The 16,400-nt window shown below is 48.7% G+C and carries 14 protein-coding genes; 5 read left to right on the top strand and 9 right to left on the bottom strand.

What is annotated here, in order from left to right:
* Positions 1-35 precede the first annotated feature (35 nt).
* From RW65_RS13125 to RW65_RS13110, 4 genes are all read right to left on the bottom strand, one after another.
* Positions 36-1,052 (bottom strand): AI-2E family transporter, encoded by a 1,017-nt coding sequence (locus RW65_RS13125; protein WP_039057211.1) that lies wholly within the window; start codon positions 1,050-1,052, stop codon positions 36-38.
* 87 nt (positions 1,053-1,139) lie between these two features.
* Positions 1,140-2,015 (bottom strand): GNAT family protein, encoded by an 876-nt coding sequence (locus tag RW65_RS13120; protein ID WP_039057209.1) that lies wholly within the window; start codon positions 2,013-2,015, stop codon positions 1,140-1,142.
* 226 nt (positions 2,016-2,241) lie between these two features.
* Positions 2,242-3,000: a MipA/OmpV family protein gene (locus RW65_RS13115; protein ID WP_039057208.1), complete on the bottom strand. Its 759-nt coding sequence runs from the start codon at positions 2,998-3,000 to the stop codon at positions 2,242-2,244.
* Between the two features lie 91 nt (positions 3,001-3,091).
* On the bottom strand, positions 3,092-3,688 hold the full coding sequence (locus RW65_RS13110) for a TetR family transcriptional regulator (RefSeq protein WP_039057207.1): 597 nt from the start codon (positions 3,686-3,688) through the stop codon (positions 3,092-3,094).
* A gap of 298 nt (positions 3,689-3,986) precedes the next feature.
* Between RW65_RS13110 and RW65_RS13105 the strand changes: the two genes are divergently transcribed.
* Together RW65_RS13105 and RW65_RS13100 are read left to right on the top strand one after the other, a co-directional pair.
* Entirely contained in the window at positions 3,987-5,123 is a 1,137-nt protein-coding gene (locus tag RW65_RS13105) for an efflux RND transporter periplasmic adaptor subunit (RefSeq protein ID WP_039057206.1), read from the top strand.
* A 33-nt stretch (positions 5,124-5,156) separates the two neighbouring features.
* A complete protein-coding gene (locus tag RW65_RS13100) occupies positions 5,157-8,261 on the top strand; it encodes a multidrug efflux RND transporter permease subunit (RefSeq protein ID WP_039057204.1) in 3,105 nt (1,034 codons plus the stop codon).
* 252 nt (positions 8,262-8,513) lie between these two features.
* Here RW65_RS13100 and cspE read toward each other — a convergent pair whose 3' ends face one another.
* Both cspE and RW65_RS13090 read right to left on the bottom strand, forming a co-directional pair.
* On the bottom strand, positions 8,514-8,726 hold the full coding sequence (cspE, locus tag RW65_RS13095; RefSeq protein ID WP_039057203.1) for a transcription antiterminator/RNA stability regulator CspE: 213 nt from the start codon (positions 8,724-8,726) through the stop codon (positions 8,514-8,516).
* A 353-nt stretch (positions 8,727-9,079) separates the two neighbouring features.
* Complete coding sequence (locus tag RW65_RS13090) at positions 9,080-9,370, bottom strand: putative quinol monooxygenase (RefSeq protein WP_039057202.1); 291 nt, start codon at positions 9,368-9,370, stop codon at positions 9,080-9,082.
* A 293-nt stretch (positions 9,371-9,663) separates the two neighbouring features.
* Here RW65_RS13090 and RW65_RS13085 point away from each other — a divergent pair, with 293 nt between their 5' ends.
* From RW65_RS13085 to RW65_RS13075, 3 genes are all read left to right on the top strand, one after another.
* Complete coding sequence (locus tag RW65_RS13085) at positions 9,664-10,515, top strand: hypothetical protein (protein WP_156124001.1); 852 nt, start codon at positions 9,664-9,666, stop codon at positions 10,513-10,515.
* 185 nt (positions 10,516-10,700) lie between these two features.
* The gene (locus RW65_RS13080) at positions 10,701-11,516 is read left to right on the top strand and encodes a hypothetical protein (RefSeq protein ID WP_039057200.1); all 816 of its coding nucleotides are present in this window, start codon (positions 10,701-10,703) and stop codon (positions 11,514-11,516) included.
* 312 nt (positions 11,517-11,828) lie between these two features.
* Complete coding sequence (locus RW65_RS13075) at positions 11,829-12,152, top strand: hypothetical protein (protein ID WP_039057199.1); 324 nt, start codon at positions 11,829-11,831, stop codon at positions 12,150-12,152.
* A 53-nt stretch (positions 12,153-12,205) separates the two neighbouring features.
* On the opposite strand, the gene RW65_RS13070 is transcribed toward RW65_RS13075, so the two are convergent.
* The 3 genes from RW65_RS13070 to RW65_RS13060 form a co-directional block, all read right to left on the bottom strand.
* Positions 12,206-13,546 carry a carbohydrate porin gene (locus tag RW65_RS13070; RefSeq protein WP_039057198.1) on the bottom strand — a complete coding sequence of 447 codons (1,341 nt, stop codon included), beginning with the start codon at positions 13,544-13,546 and terminating at the stop codon, positions 12,206-12,208.
* Between the two features lie 713 nt (positions 13,547-14,259).
* On the bottom strand, positions 14,260-15,018 hold the full coding sequence (gene chbG / locus RW65_RS13065; protein WP_039057197.1) for a chitin disaccharide deacetylase: 759 nt from the start codon (positions 15,016-15,018) through the stop codon (positions 14,260-14,262).
* Between the two features lie 12 nt (positions 15,019-15,030).
* A complete protein-coding gene (locus RW65_RS13060; RefSeq protein ID WP_039057196.1) occupies positions 15,031-16,386 on the bottom strand; it encodes a 6-phospho-beta-glucosidase in 1,356 nt (451 codons plus the stop codon).
* Positions 16,387-16,400 lie beyond the last annotated feature (14 nt).

Genomic DNA, 16,400 nt, shown 5'->3' with positions numbered 1-16,400 from the left:
AGGCAACTGCATCCTTCCTCTCTGGTTAGCGCCTCTCAGATCAGCTGTTTTTTGCGCAGTTCTGCCTTAAGCCAGGCATAAAATATCGGGGCTGCGACGACGCCAGCCACACCGAAAAGAGATTCTAATAACAACATTGCCAACAGCAACTCCCATACCGATGATTGTATCTTTTCACCGAAGAAGCGGGCGTTAATAAAGTACTCCGCCTTATGAATCACAATCAGGAAGATGATTACCACCATTGCCGCCTGTAGGCTTATAGAAAGAGCGATAAGGGTAATTAAGGTATTCGATATCAGGTTGCCAATAATCGGCAGCAGGCTACAGAGGAAAGTGATAAAGGTTAAGGTCTTGGCGTAGGGCAAATGATACCCAAGCATCGGCATTATCAAAAACAGGAACAGGCCCGTCGCCAGCGCATTAAAGGCGGCGACCTTCACTTGTGCCGAAACAACGGCGCTAAAGACCTCTCTGAAGGTTCTGATGCGCTGCAAAAGATGGTATTTCAGATTGGCCGTTTCAGGCGCTTCGCCTGCAGAGCCAAGAGCAATCAGGATCGCCAGAAAAATACCTACCAGAGTAACGGCAAAAAAGTGCAGGGTTCTTTGTCCTGCGTTTTGCAAAACATAGATATGGGTTTGAATCCAGGTGAATAAGGTGTTTTCAATTTCCTGATAACTTGCCGGCATATAATCGCCCAGTACCGGGTAAAGCTTATCGTGCGCCTCACGAACCACGTCATTCATCTTCTGATAAAAATCCCCTTCGCTGTTGAAGTCGAGGGCAAAGACATTATAAACCAGCGTGAAAACGCCAAAGAGTGCGGCCAGGATAACCAGGCTGATAAACATCACGGCGAGCCAGCCGGAGACTTTAGAACGCAGAAAACCTTGCGATCGCACCCGAAACGCATCAATGATTTGATAAATGACCATGCCCGCCAGCAGGCACGGCAGCAGCCGGAGGGGAAACACCATAACCGCGGCCGCAACGGCAATAAGGTAAGATGCAAGTTCGCAAGCGGTTTCCTTTCTTTTTCCAGTTTGCACTGTTTACTAAACCTCTGATTTTTTGTGAATGTACTGTATAGCGCGACCGCACCGTCCTCGCCAAAATAAATCTTATACGGCTTAGCGTCAGAGGATAACCCTGCCGGAGGCAGAGATATCACACCACTGTTTTTTGTACTCCCATCCTTTCAAATAAGCACCCAGCGAAAAAATGGTCTGCTGGTGAGCCATGGTTCCAACCATTCTGGCATCAAGGATATTTTTCCATAACAGGGCGGTACCTGCGCCGAGGTGCATAAACTGTGGGTCGACGCCGCCATTGATATCATCAAAATATATCCAGGCAGAAGAGTCAGCCTTAAAGATTAAATCGAATGCGCAGGGCGTATTCTTCATCAGCAGTACGTTGCCGAAAACAAGATCGCTGAGTTCTCTCAGCACGTCTTCCAGCAGATCGCGGTCAAAACAGCGAATCTTCCCCTGCCAGCGTAAATCAAACAGGTGACAGTAAATCTGGCTCAGGTTTGCAGCACTGAATTGACCGGCACGGCGAAATTCGCCGCCGGCTTGCTGGATCTTTCTTACATCACCATTGCGCTTACGAACGGTGGTTTTAGAAAACGTCTCTTTGACATAAGCGATTTTATGCTTCAGAGCATCGGAATAAATTGCGTTCCGGTAGCGATAGCGTGAGAAAGGGGAGAGGCGTTTAGTTTTAAACGGCAACAGTAATTTACTTTCCGGACTGGCAGGAAAGAGCAGATCGTCAAATACGAAAGGGATCTTTGAATTTTTATACAGCAGGGAGTGATTAAAAGTACAGAATGCCGCATTATTTTTATAATAATAATGGATATCAATACCCAGCGTTGATTTGAGATAGGCGAGCACGCGCGGATGCACGCAGACGCTTCCACCATATTGAAAGTAGAAATTCGCATACACGTCAGCAGAACACCCTTTCCAGCCGTATATTTTTTGCTTCAGTAGGGATATATTCATTTGATAACCTGTAAGCAGAATGTTTTATCCGTTAAAATAAAGCCATGTGGACCGCTATTTTTGGCTAACAATAGGGCAGCGACGCAAATTAATAACTCGCGCTTTTCAATTCGGTCGAAGTGAGCTATTTCGCGCTGCAGATGCTGACGCGAGTCTAAAATACCTGGGTCGAATAACGACTTCTATTAGGTTAATAAAACCGCCGGAGCCGGCTCCGGCGTTGTCATTAAAAGGTATAGGAAGCCCCGGTCCAAAAAGTGACCAGTGAGTCTTTCGCTACCATCGGACTGTTTTTTACCTCTTTTGCCAGGACGGTAAAGCGCGTTCCGCCATAGATATTCCAGTTATCCGTCAAACTGTAATTGAGATTGAGTTCAGCAAAAGGCGTCCAGCTGTCTCCGGGCGTGTATTTGCGTAAACCACTTCTGGCTGATTCACCTGAACTGACGCCGTAGTAATAACGGTTGAATTTCCGGTCGTTCCAGTTCACACCCAGCGCAGGCTCGAGGGTGAAAGCGCCAAACTCAAGAGGCAGACTCCAGGTGTTACTCCAGTTGTAACCGTTGCTGTTATCCAGCACGTCTGCTGCCAAAACCGATTCAAAAACACCCCAGGTGTTGGACTGGTGCGTATAGCTTAGGCCTGCCATAAAGGTGCTTCGGCGGTCTTTAAGCTCACGCATTTGCCTTGAGTGACTGTCGCTGGCTTTGTAAGAGAGGGGCAGATAATAGCCCAGCACGGCTAAACGATCTTCGGGTGTTTCAATAAAGTTATACCCGGTACTAAGACCATGTAACCAGAAATGGTCGGCTTCGAAATCAATATTTGGAAAAATGAGGTTATTTTTATTCTCATTAACCTGTCGATAGAGTTTCGAAGACCAACTGGCTGTTAAACCCATAGAAAAATCAGCTGCCTGAGCCACCTGCAGAAAGGCTCCCGTCAGGGCGACCGCTGCGATCCCCGACTTCATTACATTTCTCATACTTTACCTTGCCAAAAATACGCTATTTACTTTGTTATTCTGGACGCTTCTTTAACCGGCAAATCAACGCAACATAGAATGACCCTGCCGGTCATTTATTTACATCCAGCTGGCTTTTTAAAAAATATTCCGCGTGAGCCTGATACTCGTTATCTCCAAATTCCTCCATTTTTAAGCTGAAAATACCGTCAAGGCCGCATGAAAAAGCAATGCAGTCCCATGCGACTGCATCCACAGGTCGTTTGCACGTAAATTCACCGTTGGCAATACCGGTCTCCAGCAGTTCGACTAAAACGTTATGCCACTCTTTAGTCGCCGCTCTGAATCCTTTAAGCATGGCCTCATCGGTCCAGGAGATCACTTCTGCCTCTTTCCATAGCTGGCTGTAGTGACGCAGTTCTTCAAATTGCGACGTAACGAGAGACCAGCTCATCATTTCTAAACATCCCGCGCCTTCGGTTTTACCCGAATCTTTCAGCAATGCCAGAGACTGCGTGACCGATAACAGAAAAGCCTCCGCTTTGAGATCGGATGCTGAAGCGAAATGACGATGAATTTGCCCGACGGCAATCTGCGCCTCCTGCGCAACTCTGCGTACCGTCATCGCCGCCAGCCCTTCGGTAAAAGCAATATTTACAGCCGTCTCCAGAATCATTTGGCGTCTTGCATCATGACTGAGATAAGACATTCGTCACGTTTCCTCATTTTTTACCAAAAGATGGACAAGCGTTCATCTTCACTATAAATTCAAGCTGAACGCTTGTCCACCTTTTTGATTTTTAGGGTTTGATCGCTATGTATAACCAATGGCAAAGGCCAGTTCTTTTTAAATTCAAAAGCTTACCGCTTCCATTGGGCTTGCTGACATCGTCGGTGTTCATGCCGAAGGTTTCAGGCGACGCATAGCGGCATTATGCCTTAACACACCGTTACCCTCTTCGCTGATGGTTATACCGTTTTTTATCTGACCATACCGGAAATTTGCAATGAATATCAGAAAGCTGGCTCTTTTTACCCTGCTTTGCTTAGGGTTTATTACAGGCTGTGATTCTTCCGAATCAACCGAAGCCCCTGCCGCGCCAGCGAAAACAAAAGTGGTTATCCAAACCCTTATCCCGGCAGAGATCTATTCAGTTCGTCTTTATCCGGCGCGCGTCTGTGCCGTTAAAACGGCACAGATCCGCCCGCAGGTAGGGGGGATTATCCAAAAGCGACTGTTCAGGCAGGGCGCAGAAATTAGTCAAGGGCAACCACTTTTTCAAATCGATGCCGCGCCTTTTGCGGCGGATGTCGAAATGGCTAGCGCAGCGGTTGCAAAAGCAAAGGCCACCTGGCAGCAGATGAGTAAGCGGGCTGCGCGCTTTTCACAGTTACAAAAGAGCGCGGCCATAAGCCAGCAGGATTTCGATGATGCAAAAGCCAGCAGCGAGCAGGCGGCGGCCGACCTGGCTGAAGCGGTGGCTTCTCTGAACCGTAAAAAGCTCGATTTAAATTATGCGACGGTCAAAGCACCGATAAGCGGACGTATCGATCAGGAGTTTGTCACCGAGGGGGCGCTTGTTAGCCCCAACGACACGCAGGCGATGGCGGTAATCCAGCAGCTGGACCACGTGTATGTTGATGCGCGTGTACCGGCTCAAGAGCTGCGCTCGATTTTTATGGCCGCAGATAACGCTGCGGGAAGCCAGCCCGGCGAAGGGGTCAGCGCACAGGTTCTGGATGACAACGGCAGAGCGTATGGCGTTGCGGCCCAGCTATTGTTCTCAGGCGTCAGTGTTAATGATGAAACCGGTGATGTTGTCCTGCGCGCTGAAGCTGACAACCCGCAGCGGGCGCTGTTGCCGGGTATGTTTGTAAAATTGCAGACCACGCGTCTTATCCAAAAAGAGGGCCTGGCGATACCTGAGCAAGCACTGGAAAGGCGTGATGCTAAAACCACAGTATGGATTGTAACCCACGAAAACAAAGCGAAGCGCGTTGAAATCCAGACCGGAGAGCAGACGGAAAAGGGCATCACCGTCACCGCTGGCCTGAAAGCAGGGGATAAGGTTGTTATTAATGGTCAGGACAAACTGCGGGATGGTGCCGACGTTATAGCCCAGCCAGCCGGTAAACAACGCTAGCCTCGTCATGATCGCTTACAACGGGAATTTCTGATGTCTCAGTTCTTTATACGCAGGCCTGTTTTCGCCTGGGTCATTGCGCTTTTTATTATCCTGCTGGGCGTAATTGCTATCCCGCAGCTCCCGGTTGCGCAGTATCCTGCTGTCGCTCCGCCAAGTCTTTCTATTTCGGTCACGTATCCCGGCGCAACGCCCCAGACCATGAATGACTCGGTTATTTCACTGATTGAGCGCGAGTTATCGGGCGTGGACGATCTGCTTTACTATGAGTCCACCAGTGACACCTCCGGTGTGGCGTCAATCACCGTCACGTTCAAGCCGGGTACGGATATCCGCCTTGCCCAGGTTGATGTGCAAAATCAGATAAAAGTCGTCGAACCGCGCCTTCCACAAGCGGTGCGTCAAAATGGGTTAAGCGTCGAGGCGGCATCGTCAGGATTCTTGATGATGGTCGGGCTGAACTCCCCCAGCGGGAAGTTCAGCGAAGCGGATTTAAGCGACTACTTTGCCCGAAATATCACCGACGAACTGCGTCGTGTTGATGGCGTGGGAAAAATTCAGGCGTTTGGTTCAGAAAAGGCGATGCGCATTTGGCTGGACCCGGCGAAACTTATCGCCTACAAGCTCTCAATCAGTGACATCACGACGGCAATTACGGAGCAGAATGCGCAAGTTTCGCCGGGTAAGCTGGGCGATTCACCATCGACCGCCGATCAGTTAACCGCCTGGCCTCTTGATGTTGATGGACAGCTCTCTACGCCAGAAGCGTTTCGTAAAATCGTCCTGCGGGCGAACACGGATGGCTCTCGCGTGACGTTAGGCGATGTGGCTCGCGTTGAGCTTGGATTGCAGTCCTACTCCTTTGCCATCAGGGAAAACGGGCATGGCGCGACGGCGGCAGCTATCCAGCTATCCCCGGGCGCAAACGCCGTGCGTACATCCGAGGCGGTCAAAGCCAGAATGCAGGAGCTGGCCAAATCTTTTCCCCCCGGAATGGAGTATTCGATCCCTTTTGATACCTCGCCCTTTGTCAAAATCTCGATAGAAAAAGTGGTCCATACCTTTATCGAGGCGATGGTGCTGGTTTTCCTGGTGATGTATCTCTTCCTGCAAAATGTCCGTTATACCTTTATTCCGGCCATCGTTGCGCCGGTCGCTTTGCTGGGCACATTTACGGTGATGTTGCTGGCGGGGTTCTCGATAAACGTACTCACCATGTATGGCATGGTGCTGGCAATAGGTATCATCGTGGATGATGCCATCGTGGTGGTTGAGAACGTCGAGCGCTTAATGGCGGAAGAAGGGCTATCGCCAAAAGAGGCCACCATTAAAGCTATGAAGGAGATAACCGGTGCCGTTGTAGGCATAACATTAGTGTTAAGCGCCGTGTTCTTGCCGATGGGGCTGGCATCGGGTTCGATCGGCGTGATTTATCGTCAATTTACGCTTTCGATGGCCGTTTCTATTCTCTTTTCAGCGTTCCTCGCATTAACCCTAACGCCGGCATTGTGCGCAACGCTGCTGAAACCCGTTACGGCTGACTCCCATAAAAAGAATCGTTTTTTTGCCTGGTTTAACCGGCTTGTTGATCGGCTGACGGGACGCTATGAGAAAGGCGTGAGCCGGGTGGTGCGTAAAACCGGTAGAATGTCGCTTATCTATTTGGCTTTATGCGTTGTTCTCTATTTCGCATTTAAATTTTTGCCCTCCTCATTTCTGCCCGAGGAGGACCAGGGCTACTTTATTACTTCCGTACAGCTGCCCGCTGATGCCACGATGGAACGAACGGCAGAGGTGGTGAAAAAATACGAGAAAGTCGTGATGGAGAGAGAGGGCATCGACCGTAATGTTTCCATTCTGGGCTTCAGTTTTTCCGGCGCGGGTTCGAATGCCGCAATGGCCTTCACCACTCTGAAAGGATGGGATCAACGTAACGGCGCAACGGCGCAGGATGAAGTCTCTCATGTGCAGCAAGCGCTGGGTGATATCCCGGAAGCGACAGTTACCAGTCTGCTTCCCCCTGCCATCTCTGAGCTGAGTACCTCTTCCGGGTTCACTCTGCGTCTGGAGGACCGAGCGGGGCACGGCTATCCTGAGCTGGTTAAAGCGCTCAACATATTGCTTGAAAAAGCAGGCCAGAGCAAAGCGTTATACGGTGTTTATATGGACGGTTTACCTGACGGTATGGGTATCAGCCTGAAAATAGACCGACCAAAGGCTGAAGCGATGGGCGTCTCTTTTAATGAAATCAATCAGACGCTTTCCGGTGCGCTTGGCTCCAGCTATGTTAACGATTTTCCGAATGAAGGCCGTATGCAGCAGGTGATTGTGCAGGCTGAAGCTTCGGCACGTATGCGCTTACCGGAAGTGCTGGCGCTGAATGTGCGTAATAAAAATGGCGGAATGTTGCCCCTCTCTGAGTTCGTCCATCCGGTATGGCAAAAATCGCCGGTGCAAATGGTTCGTTATCAGGGGTATCCGGCATTCAGGATAACCGGTTGGCCAAACTGGGGTTATTCAAGCGGCGAGGCGATGGCAGAAATGGATAAAATCGCCGCTGAATTACCCGCAGGCTTTGCTATCGAGTGGACCGGACAGTCGCTACAGGAGCAGGAGTCGGCCTCCGAAGCGCCGACGCTGATGATTCTGTCGATGCTGGTTATCTTCCTGGTGCTGGCGGCTCTGTATGAAAGCTGGTCCATACCGGTTTCCGTTATGCTTGTGGTTCCACTGGGGCTGATTGGCGCGATGATTGCGGTTTATCTGAGAGGAATGCCAAACGACGCCTTCTTTAAGGTCGGTATGATTACCCTTATCGGTTTGTCGGCAAAAAACGCCATTCTTATCGTGGAGTTTGCGCGTCAGCTGCAACGAGAAGGGGAATCGCTGGTGAATGCTACCGTAAAAGCCGCAAAAATGCGTTTACGCCCCATCATGATGACCTCCCTCGCTTTTACGCTGGGGGTTGTCCCGCTGATGCTGGCGTCGGGTGCCAGCGCTACGACTCAGCAGGCGATCGGGACCGGGGTGTTTGGTGGCATGGTAACGGGGACATTATTAGCGATATTTTTCGTCCCGCTGTTCTTCGTAACGGTGCTGTCAGCCGTTGATAAAGTCACTAAAAAAGTGAAGCCCTGACCGGCAATAAGCAGGAGAGACGCATGTTTCTCCTGCTTAAGTGAATTTAAGCCCGCGGGTTTGATCGTGGCGTGATGCATAATTCTGTGGGGTAAATCCGGCGGGAAGCGTCATGATAAACGAAACGGCAGGGCGAATTTCAGGCAATAAAAAACCCGCATCGAGGCGGGTTTTTTTTATTATCAGCAGATCTTAACTGCTCAGGCTGGTGCCTTCATCGCTGTTGCAAGGACCGCTGATAATGAGCGCGGCTTACAGTGCAGTTACGTTAGCAGCTGCAGGGCCTTTGGCGCCATTTTCGATGGTGAAGGAAACCTGTTGGCCTTCGTCCAGCGTTTTGTAGTTATCGCTCTGGATTGCAGAGAAGTGTACGAATACATCTTTGCTGCCGTCGTTCGGAGTGATGAAACCGAAACCTTTATCAGAGTTGAACCATTTTACTAAACCAGTCATTTTGTTAGACATAGATAAATCCTTAATTTATGAGCCACTAAGCGCGGCGATGATGGCCTGTTTTATAGAGTAACTTATTTGGCACTTAGGAGGAGGCTCTCGAAGAAGGGTATCTTTGGATAACTCTTGAACTGAGGACTGCTTTACTAAAACTGCTTTCATAAGGTCTGTATTCCAAACCGATGACGCTATTAAGACACAGCGAATTTTTTATAGCAACATTTATCTTATTTTATTTTAACCACTTAAACACCCGGATGGCTGAATGGCTTTAACAAACGAGCCGCTAAAAGCCAGCAGCCCGGCGGCGCTTAAGCGTTAAGCGAAACGCTGGCCGGGCTGAATAATTAATGCGCCAGTAGCGCTTAAATGTTGCGGGTTAAGGTGGTGACATGCAGATCCGCGAGCCCGTCAATAGCGCTGACTAATGCTTTAAACGGTGCGGCCTGGCTGTGTTGTTCCAGCATTTGCATGGAGGCCCAGCGCTCAATCATCACGAACTGATGATCGTTTTCACGGTTAAGATGCAACTGGTAAAACTCACAGCCCGGTTCGCCCTGCACATCCCGCTCAACGGTTTTCAGCGCCTGAGCCACTTTTTCGCGGCTGCCGGCATGGGCAGTAATGGTTGCAACAACCGTAATGGCGTCGTTCATTGGATACTCCTGGTTTCAGTTAACTGTGCGGGTAATTTTACGCCGTCAGGTTGCATGAGAAAGCCCTTTTTTGCGATTAAGGCTTTCACCCCATCAGTGAAAATGGCTACCCGGCACCAGGTGCAATACCGTCATTATGACGCGCTAAGCCTTCAGCCACGGCTTTAATCATCGCCCGTTACCGTTGAGCAGACACATTTTCACAATGTATCACATTTCATCACTTTCCCTCTCTGGTGTAGAGCCGGAAATTAATCATGCTTTATATCTTACTCACCGGCGGGAGGATATTAATGATGTATATATTAACCGATAAAGATATTATGATTGCGACAAGAGAAATATATGATGGCTATATGAATGCCCATAACAAAAAAAATGGGATGTGTTTTGGCGCAAGCCTGCATTTTGCAGTGGAAATTTTAAAGCAGGCAGGCAAAGGTGATACCCCCACGGGAATGACATTAAATGAAGTACACAGACTAAGAATACAGGATGTATTTCTTAAATATACATTTCAACTGGATGCTTCAACGAAAAGAGTAGAAAGTACACAAAGATTACTTATGCAAAATGAGTTAATTGAAGGTGCCCGTTTTTTAACTGGTAGGGATTTCCCCCTGGCACGCGTGCGCGAGTTTTATGATTTTAGTATGTTTATACAGAATTATTATGAAACTTCTGAAGGTACTGAAGAGGGTTTAATTGCGCAAAAAAAACAAATTGTCTCTTCATTAAATGCACAGGCGCAACTTCTTGCGAACAGTATAAAATGTAATGCAATTCGTGAAAATAAATTAAAATACACTCTTCTTAATGGTAATGAAACAGGTAAAAAACTCAACGGGCTGTTAAAAAACCGTAAAGGTAATGAAAACACAGCGATGATTATAAACACCAGGTTGGTGACGGCAAAATCGCGGGCGCAACTATTTTCCCATAGCACAGTGGTTATAAATTATGAACAATCACTTTATTTCTATGATATCAATAAAGGGGTATATATATTACCTAAACCCTGGAATCCTCCATTCTGTAATGAAAATTTATTTTTAACACTGGCCAGCAATCTTCAGGTTAAGGGTGTTTATCGACTTACCCCACTTCCACACCATATTTTTATTGAAATAGAAAAAGAGCAGTGATCTTTGTCAGCGCTGATGCTCTCGGTGGGTGAGTGTCTGTGGTAGGGAATGAGGGGTAAGAAAAGAGGCTCGCAAATTAATCCAGTTATGTTATTGCCGATTCATAATGCATCACATTTATTCACTTTACCCGGCGAATCACTTGCATAAATTATATTCCTCCACTCATTGCAAGGTATCCCATCATGAGACTTTTAACAAAGGAAGATTTATTAATAAACACAAAAAAAATATACTTTAACTATTCTGTATTAAGGAATCACGAGAAAGGTATCTGTTTTGGCAGCAGCCTGTTTTGGGTCACAGAGGTGTTAAAGCAAGCAGGCAGAAATCATCAGAGTCGTTCTATGATGGAAATTCACAGAGAGAAATTGCACAATCTTCTCGTCAAAAATTCATATAAATTTAATGATTACAGCAAGTATTTACAACAAATTTTAGAAGCTAATAAACTCTATACACCGCTGCTTCTCAACTCTCTAAAAATGATGGTTGATACTTTGAATGATCAGGAGCAACAACTTGCTTTTAATCGCAGCGCTGAAGAGAGTGAATACAAAAACAAGCTGCTCTACACGCTTATAACAGGCGCTGAAGCTAAAAACGAAATAGATGAGATGCTCCAGTACCGTGATCGTTATGAAAATACAGCATTAATCATTACGACAAAAATGAAAAGAAACCCGACGCAGGAAGATATATGTGCACATAGTACTGTCTTTATCAACTATGAGAAATCGTTGTATTTTTATGATCCTAACAGAGGCGTTTATGCCATACCTGATACGAAGGAAATGCCATTCAAATGCAGCAATTTGTTATTAACCCTAGCCAGAACGTTCAAACTTGATAATACCTACAGGCTCTCCCACAGCCTGCACCATATCCGTGTGCAAACCGATATTCCGCTGGAAGGGATAGCAGCGGCCTGTCAGGAGGATTATGCGGATCCCCGTGTAGAAATCTGCGATCGAGTAAGATTACTACCCGGCAACACATGAAGATCCTCTCGTTTTTGCTAAATATCAAATTATGCGTCTGTTAACGGAAAGAGACATATCTGTGTTCGCAAAAAACATCTGTAATAAATTCTATGACCAAAGGAATATCTCCCGTGGCTTTTATTCTGACGCCAATGTTTATTAGTTATGATGTTTTTTAAAAAAAGCCGTTAATAATCATTTGTTATAAAACAACGCATTATCTTAATATATCGAATGGATCAGCTTTGAGCATTAACTTATCCTGGCACGCAGTTCAGTGCAGCATTGTCTACCCTTAAAACAAACGAAACAGCCTGGTAAGGAGCGTCAATGAGCAAGAACATTATGCAGGAGTATCTGGTGCTGGGTGGCAAACACCATGGCGCGGTCTGGCGCGGTGTCTATCCGGCAATGGGGCTAAACCTGTCCCGGCATGATGAGCGTTACGGACAGTTCTTTGACCGCGAGGGACAGCGGAAAATTGAGCTGTCCTACGAAGAGCAATATTTCATCTCTGAATGGCTCTCTGCCGAGGGCCACACTTATTTACTTGCCACGGCGCAGGATCTTACCGAGTTTGATATTGCAGAGGAGATCGGTCGTATCGCGCCGCCGCTGCGCCCGCTGGACGGTGCGGTCGAAGACTGGATATAAACGGCGGGAAAAGAGAAATCCACGCCGCAGCGTGGATTTTTATTGCGGCAAGATTAGAAATTGATGTTCGCCGTAATCCCACCCACCAGCGCGTTATCCACGCGGCTGACCGCACCTGGTGCTGTAATAAACTGCAGGTTCGGACGCAGCTGCAGCCATTTTGTCGCCTGCACGTTGTAATAAATTTCGTAGTTATATTCAGACCCTTCCTGAATCGGCAGGTAGGCCAGGCTGTTATAGTCGGTTTGATTGTTAAAGCGATTTTGGTTCTTTAACTGCTCCGTCCAGGTAGAGTTAATATGAATACGGCCGACACCAATGCCGATTTCATCCTGCGGTCGTGCGTCAAACGGCCCTTTCCAGGTCAGCGCAATCGACTGGTAGTTATCCGTTTTCGAGGTTTTGTGATCGTTCATCACCGCCTGAACCGTAAGGCTGATGCCGCGATCGCTCGAGCCACCCTGGGTGGTTAACTGTTGCTGCGCCAGGATATAGCCGCCGTAAGCGTGGGCGGTATCCTGATTACTACCGTTACGCCATGAACCATAGACATCATCATTGGCTGATGAATAGTAGAAGCCAACGCGGTAGTTCCCCGGCAGTTTGTCCGCGCCCAGCTGCGGTTTCCAGCCCAGTTCAACGGGTACCAGGTTGCCTTCCGTTGGGCTGAACTCCATGCGGAAGCCATCGCCGCGATTGTAGTTGTAAGGGTTCTGGTTATAGAAGCCGACCTGCATAAACACCTCAGGGGTGAAATTCAGCCGCACGCGGCCGCCCCATTGTGAAACCGGCCAGTTGTACCAATGATCGCCACGCCAGTTACCCGCCTGGCCGCTACCGAACGCAAGGTTTTGAAATTTGCTGTCGAAGTTGTCGAAGTCTTCGCCAACGGTCACGCGACCCGCTTTGATATCCAGTACATCATTAAAGAAACCTTTACGTAGCCAGAACTGAGTCAGGCGCCACGTTTGACCGCGGCCGTAGACTTCCTGCGGCGAAGAGAGCATGCCGGTACGCGGATCGGCTACCCGATTGGTAAGATTCTGCCCATTACGGTTGGTGATGGTCACCTGGAATTCCGTATCATCCCAGTTGAGCAGCTTTTGCAAATCGAGGTTCATGCCAAAGGCTTGCTGGTCACTGTAACGCGCGGTGGTGGAGGTGCTATAACCGCCCGCCAGGTTTGAGGCGGTTTCCATGGTGTAATTGACCTGGAAATCTACGCCATTGTCTTTCAGTTCGCTCCGGGTGCCGCCCCAGTCGCCAAACATCCATGGGGAATCTGCACTGAAGGCATCAGCGGCATGGACAATAGCAGGTTGCATGGAGAGAAGAAAGGTCGCGCATATTGCCGTTAAGGCGGGTTTTTTCACTGCTTTTTTTATCGATCTCATTTTGTTTGTTCTTATGTAAAGGAAGTAAATGGAATTTTGAGTTTAATAACCTGCGGGAATGGTTTTTTTAATTATTCGTGCGCGTTTATTTTTCTTTGCGAAAAAAGTAGATCGATAGCACAAAAAATTACTCTTGCGCTTCACATTTCTCTTTTTTAGTGAGTGGGATTATTGCCAGCAGGGGAATGCCCTTTATTTTTCCGCGTTGGTGTTTTTTTGTGCTGCTTTAAAAAGGCTGTTTTTCCATTTGCCGTACTTAAATATAACCTTCGTAAATATTAAATGTTTCTTTTAGTGCGGGACTTATTAAAACAAGAAAGAGGTGGAAATATAATTTCATATTAGGAAGGGGAGTCGCGCAATAATGTAATGTCAACCTGGTTGCCTGGGATTTATGCGATTTTGATCAAAGAGATGCAAAACCGTGGTAGACAGATATATCCTCTATAGACCACTATTCCCGCTGATTTCACCCCGTGTGTCATCATCAGGGAAGTAGACCAATAATAATAAGATCGATGCTTGTTCGAGTTAGCCCTTCTTTTAAGTTTTGCATTGTCTGGTAAAAAGGATTTACCAGTCAATGCAACTATTTTAAAGGCTGTTTTGCAATGGCCTGCTTTTTAAAACGGGCGCAAGGCCGTTAATTCCCAGGCGACGCAATCATCCACACCTTAAGCGTTGCGGTGCGAAACGCACCGCAAACGCGTGACTTAAATATCAAGAAAGCTGCCCAGCCGATAGCCGCGCTCGGCAATCGCATACTTCAGCGTCTGCGAGGTCAGCACCTCCAGCTCCGTCAGGCGGGGAAAACAGTAGCCGCTTGTGCGCAACGTATTATCGATAAAAGCCGGATGGCACATCATCTCAAGGGTGGTTTCTCCCCGTGCCGTGGAGTCATCCAGCGCCTGCAGAAACAGCGCTTCGCTGATACTTTCCCCGTAAAACGCGCTGCTGAATCCGTCGGTACTGCGCAGACCCGCGGGCAGGACGGCGTCGGGCGACAGGGCAGGACGATCCAGGCGCAGGGCAATACCGTGCCGGTCGGCGAACTCCGCCACCAGCGGCAGGATCTGCGGGATCATATGCACATGATGATGGCTGTCCAGGTGCGTTGGCTTTTGGCCAAACAGCGCGATAAAGCGCTGATATTGCGCCTCCAGCTCGCGGGCTATTTCCCCCAGAGGCAGGGCATCTTCCTGTGCCAGCTGCCAGAGCCATTTTCCCAGTTGCCCTTCCCGCGCCAGGCCCGGCATGGGCGTTAACGGTTTTCCTAAGGTCAGGGAAAAATGCAGACCCACGCCCAGCCACGGCACCTGCTGGCACAGCAGAACGGCGTGTTCCACAGCATCAACGTTCACCAGCGCCGTGGTGGAAGTCACCACGCCATGGCGAAAGCTGTCGATAATGCCGTAGTTCTGCCCTTTACTGAGGCCGAAATCATCGGCGTTAACAATCAGTAAGCGTTCCATAGCCAGCCCCGGTTAGTGATGTTCAGCTTTCAGGTGTGCAATCGCCCCGGCGAAGTTTGGCAGCCACTTTTCATGGGCCAACAGCAGTTCGCGGGCGATAATTTCCGCATCGCTGTCGGAGTGAATCAGCGGGCTAAGGCTCAGGGCCAGCAGCACCTCGTTGAGATCGCCGCTTAAGGCCGCCTTACTGGCGGCGATTTCAAAGCCTTTAATCGTATAGATAAGCCCCAGCACCTTCTCGTCAAAGTGCGTCACGCGCGGGTGCGGCGTTGCGCCGTTACGTCCCAGCAGGCAGGTCATCTCCACCGCCCAGTCCGCGGGAATATTGTCGATATGCCCGTGATGGGGAATATTCACATAGTGCTCGGTTTGCTTATCGTTATAGATAGCGTTAATCACTTCGCAGGCCGCATCGGAATAATAGGCACCGCCGCGCTGCTCAAGCTCTTTCGGCTTCACTTTCAGCTCGGGATCTTTGTACAGATCAAACAGCTGCTTCTCGACCTTTTGCACCACCTGCGCGCGTGCACCGCCTTTGTAATATTCACCTATCTCGATAGCCAGCATCTCTTTTTGCTTCACGTAGTAGAGCAAATAGGAGCAGGGCAGCAGATTTAGCGCGCGGATCAGCCCTTCGCTAAAGGGCATGTCGAAAATGTTCTTCACCGATGAGGCTTTCAGCCGACCGGAAGCCACGCCGTCGAGCAGCTCGGCAAAGCGGGACTCGCCGTTGACCAGCACATCTTTAATAAACACCATGTGGTTCAGGCCAAACAGATCGATTGCCAGATCGTCGTTATCGCGCAAGCCCAGCACGTCGTGAATAAACATTTTCATGCCGATAGGAATATTGCATACGCCAATAAACTTTTTAAAACCGCTGTGGCGATAGACCGCTTCGGTAACCATTCCCGCCGGGTTGGTAAAGTTGATCACCCACGCGTCGGGGCAAATCTCTTCCACGTCTTTAATAATGTCGAAAATAACCGGAATAGTGCGCAGCCCTTTAAATAAGCCGCCGGCACCGTTGGTTTCCTGGCCTAAATAGCCGTGGCTCAGCGGAATGCGTTCATCGAGTTCGCGCGCTTTAAGCTGGCCGACGCGCAGCTGTGTGGTGACAAAACTCGCCCCCTGCAGCGCTTCGCGGCGGTTGAGGGATTTAAACAGTTTTAGTGGGATCCCCGCTTTCTCAATCATACGCTGGCAAAGATCAAAAATAATATCCAGCTTCTCTTTACCGTCTTCAACGTCAACCAGCCATAATTCCGCGACCGGCAGTTCGTGATAGCGCTTAATAAACCCTTCGAGTAATTCAGGTGTATAGCTGCTACCGCCGCCAATGGTGACGACTTTCAGTTTCTGATTCATCTTTTCTCCCTTCG

The sequence above is a fragment of the Enterobacter sp. Bisph1 genome, assembly GCF_000814905.1.
Classification (GTDB): Bacteria; Pseudomonadota; Gammaproteobacteria; order Enterobacterales; family Enterobacteriaceae; genus Kosakonia.
The sequence above is the reverse complement of the archived record's forward strand: the minus strand, read 5'-3'. Positions and strand labels throughout refer to the sequence as shown.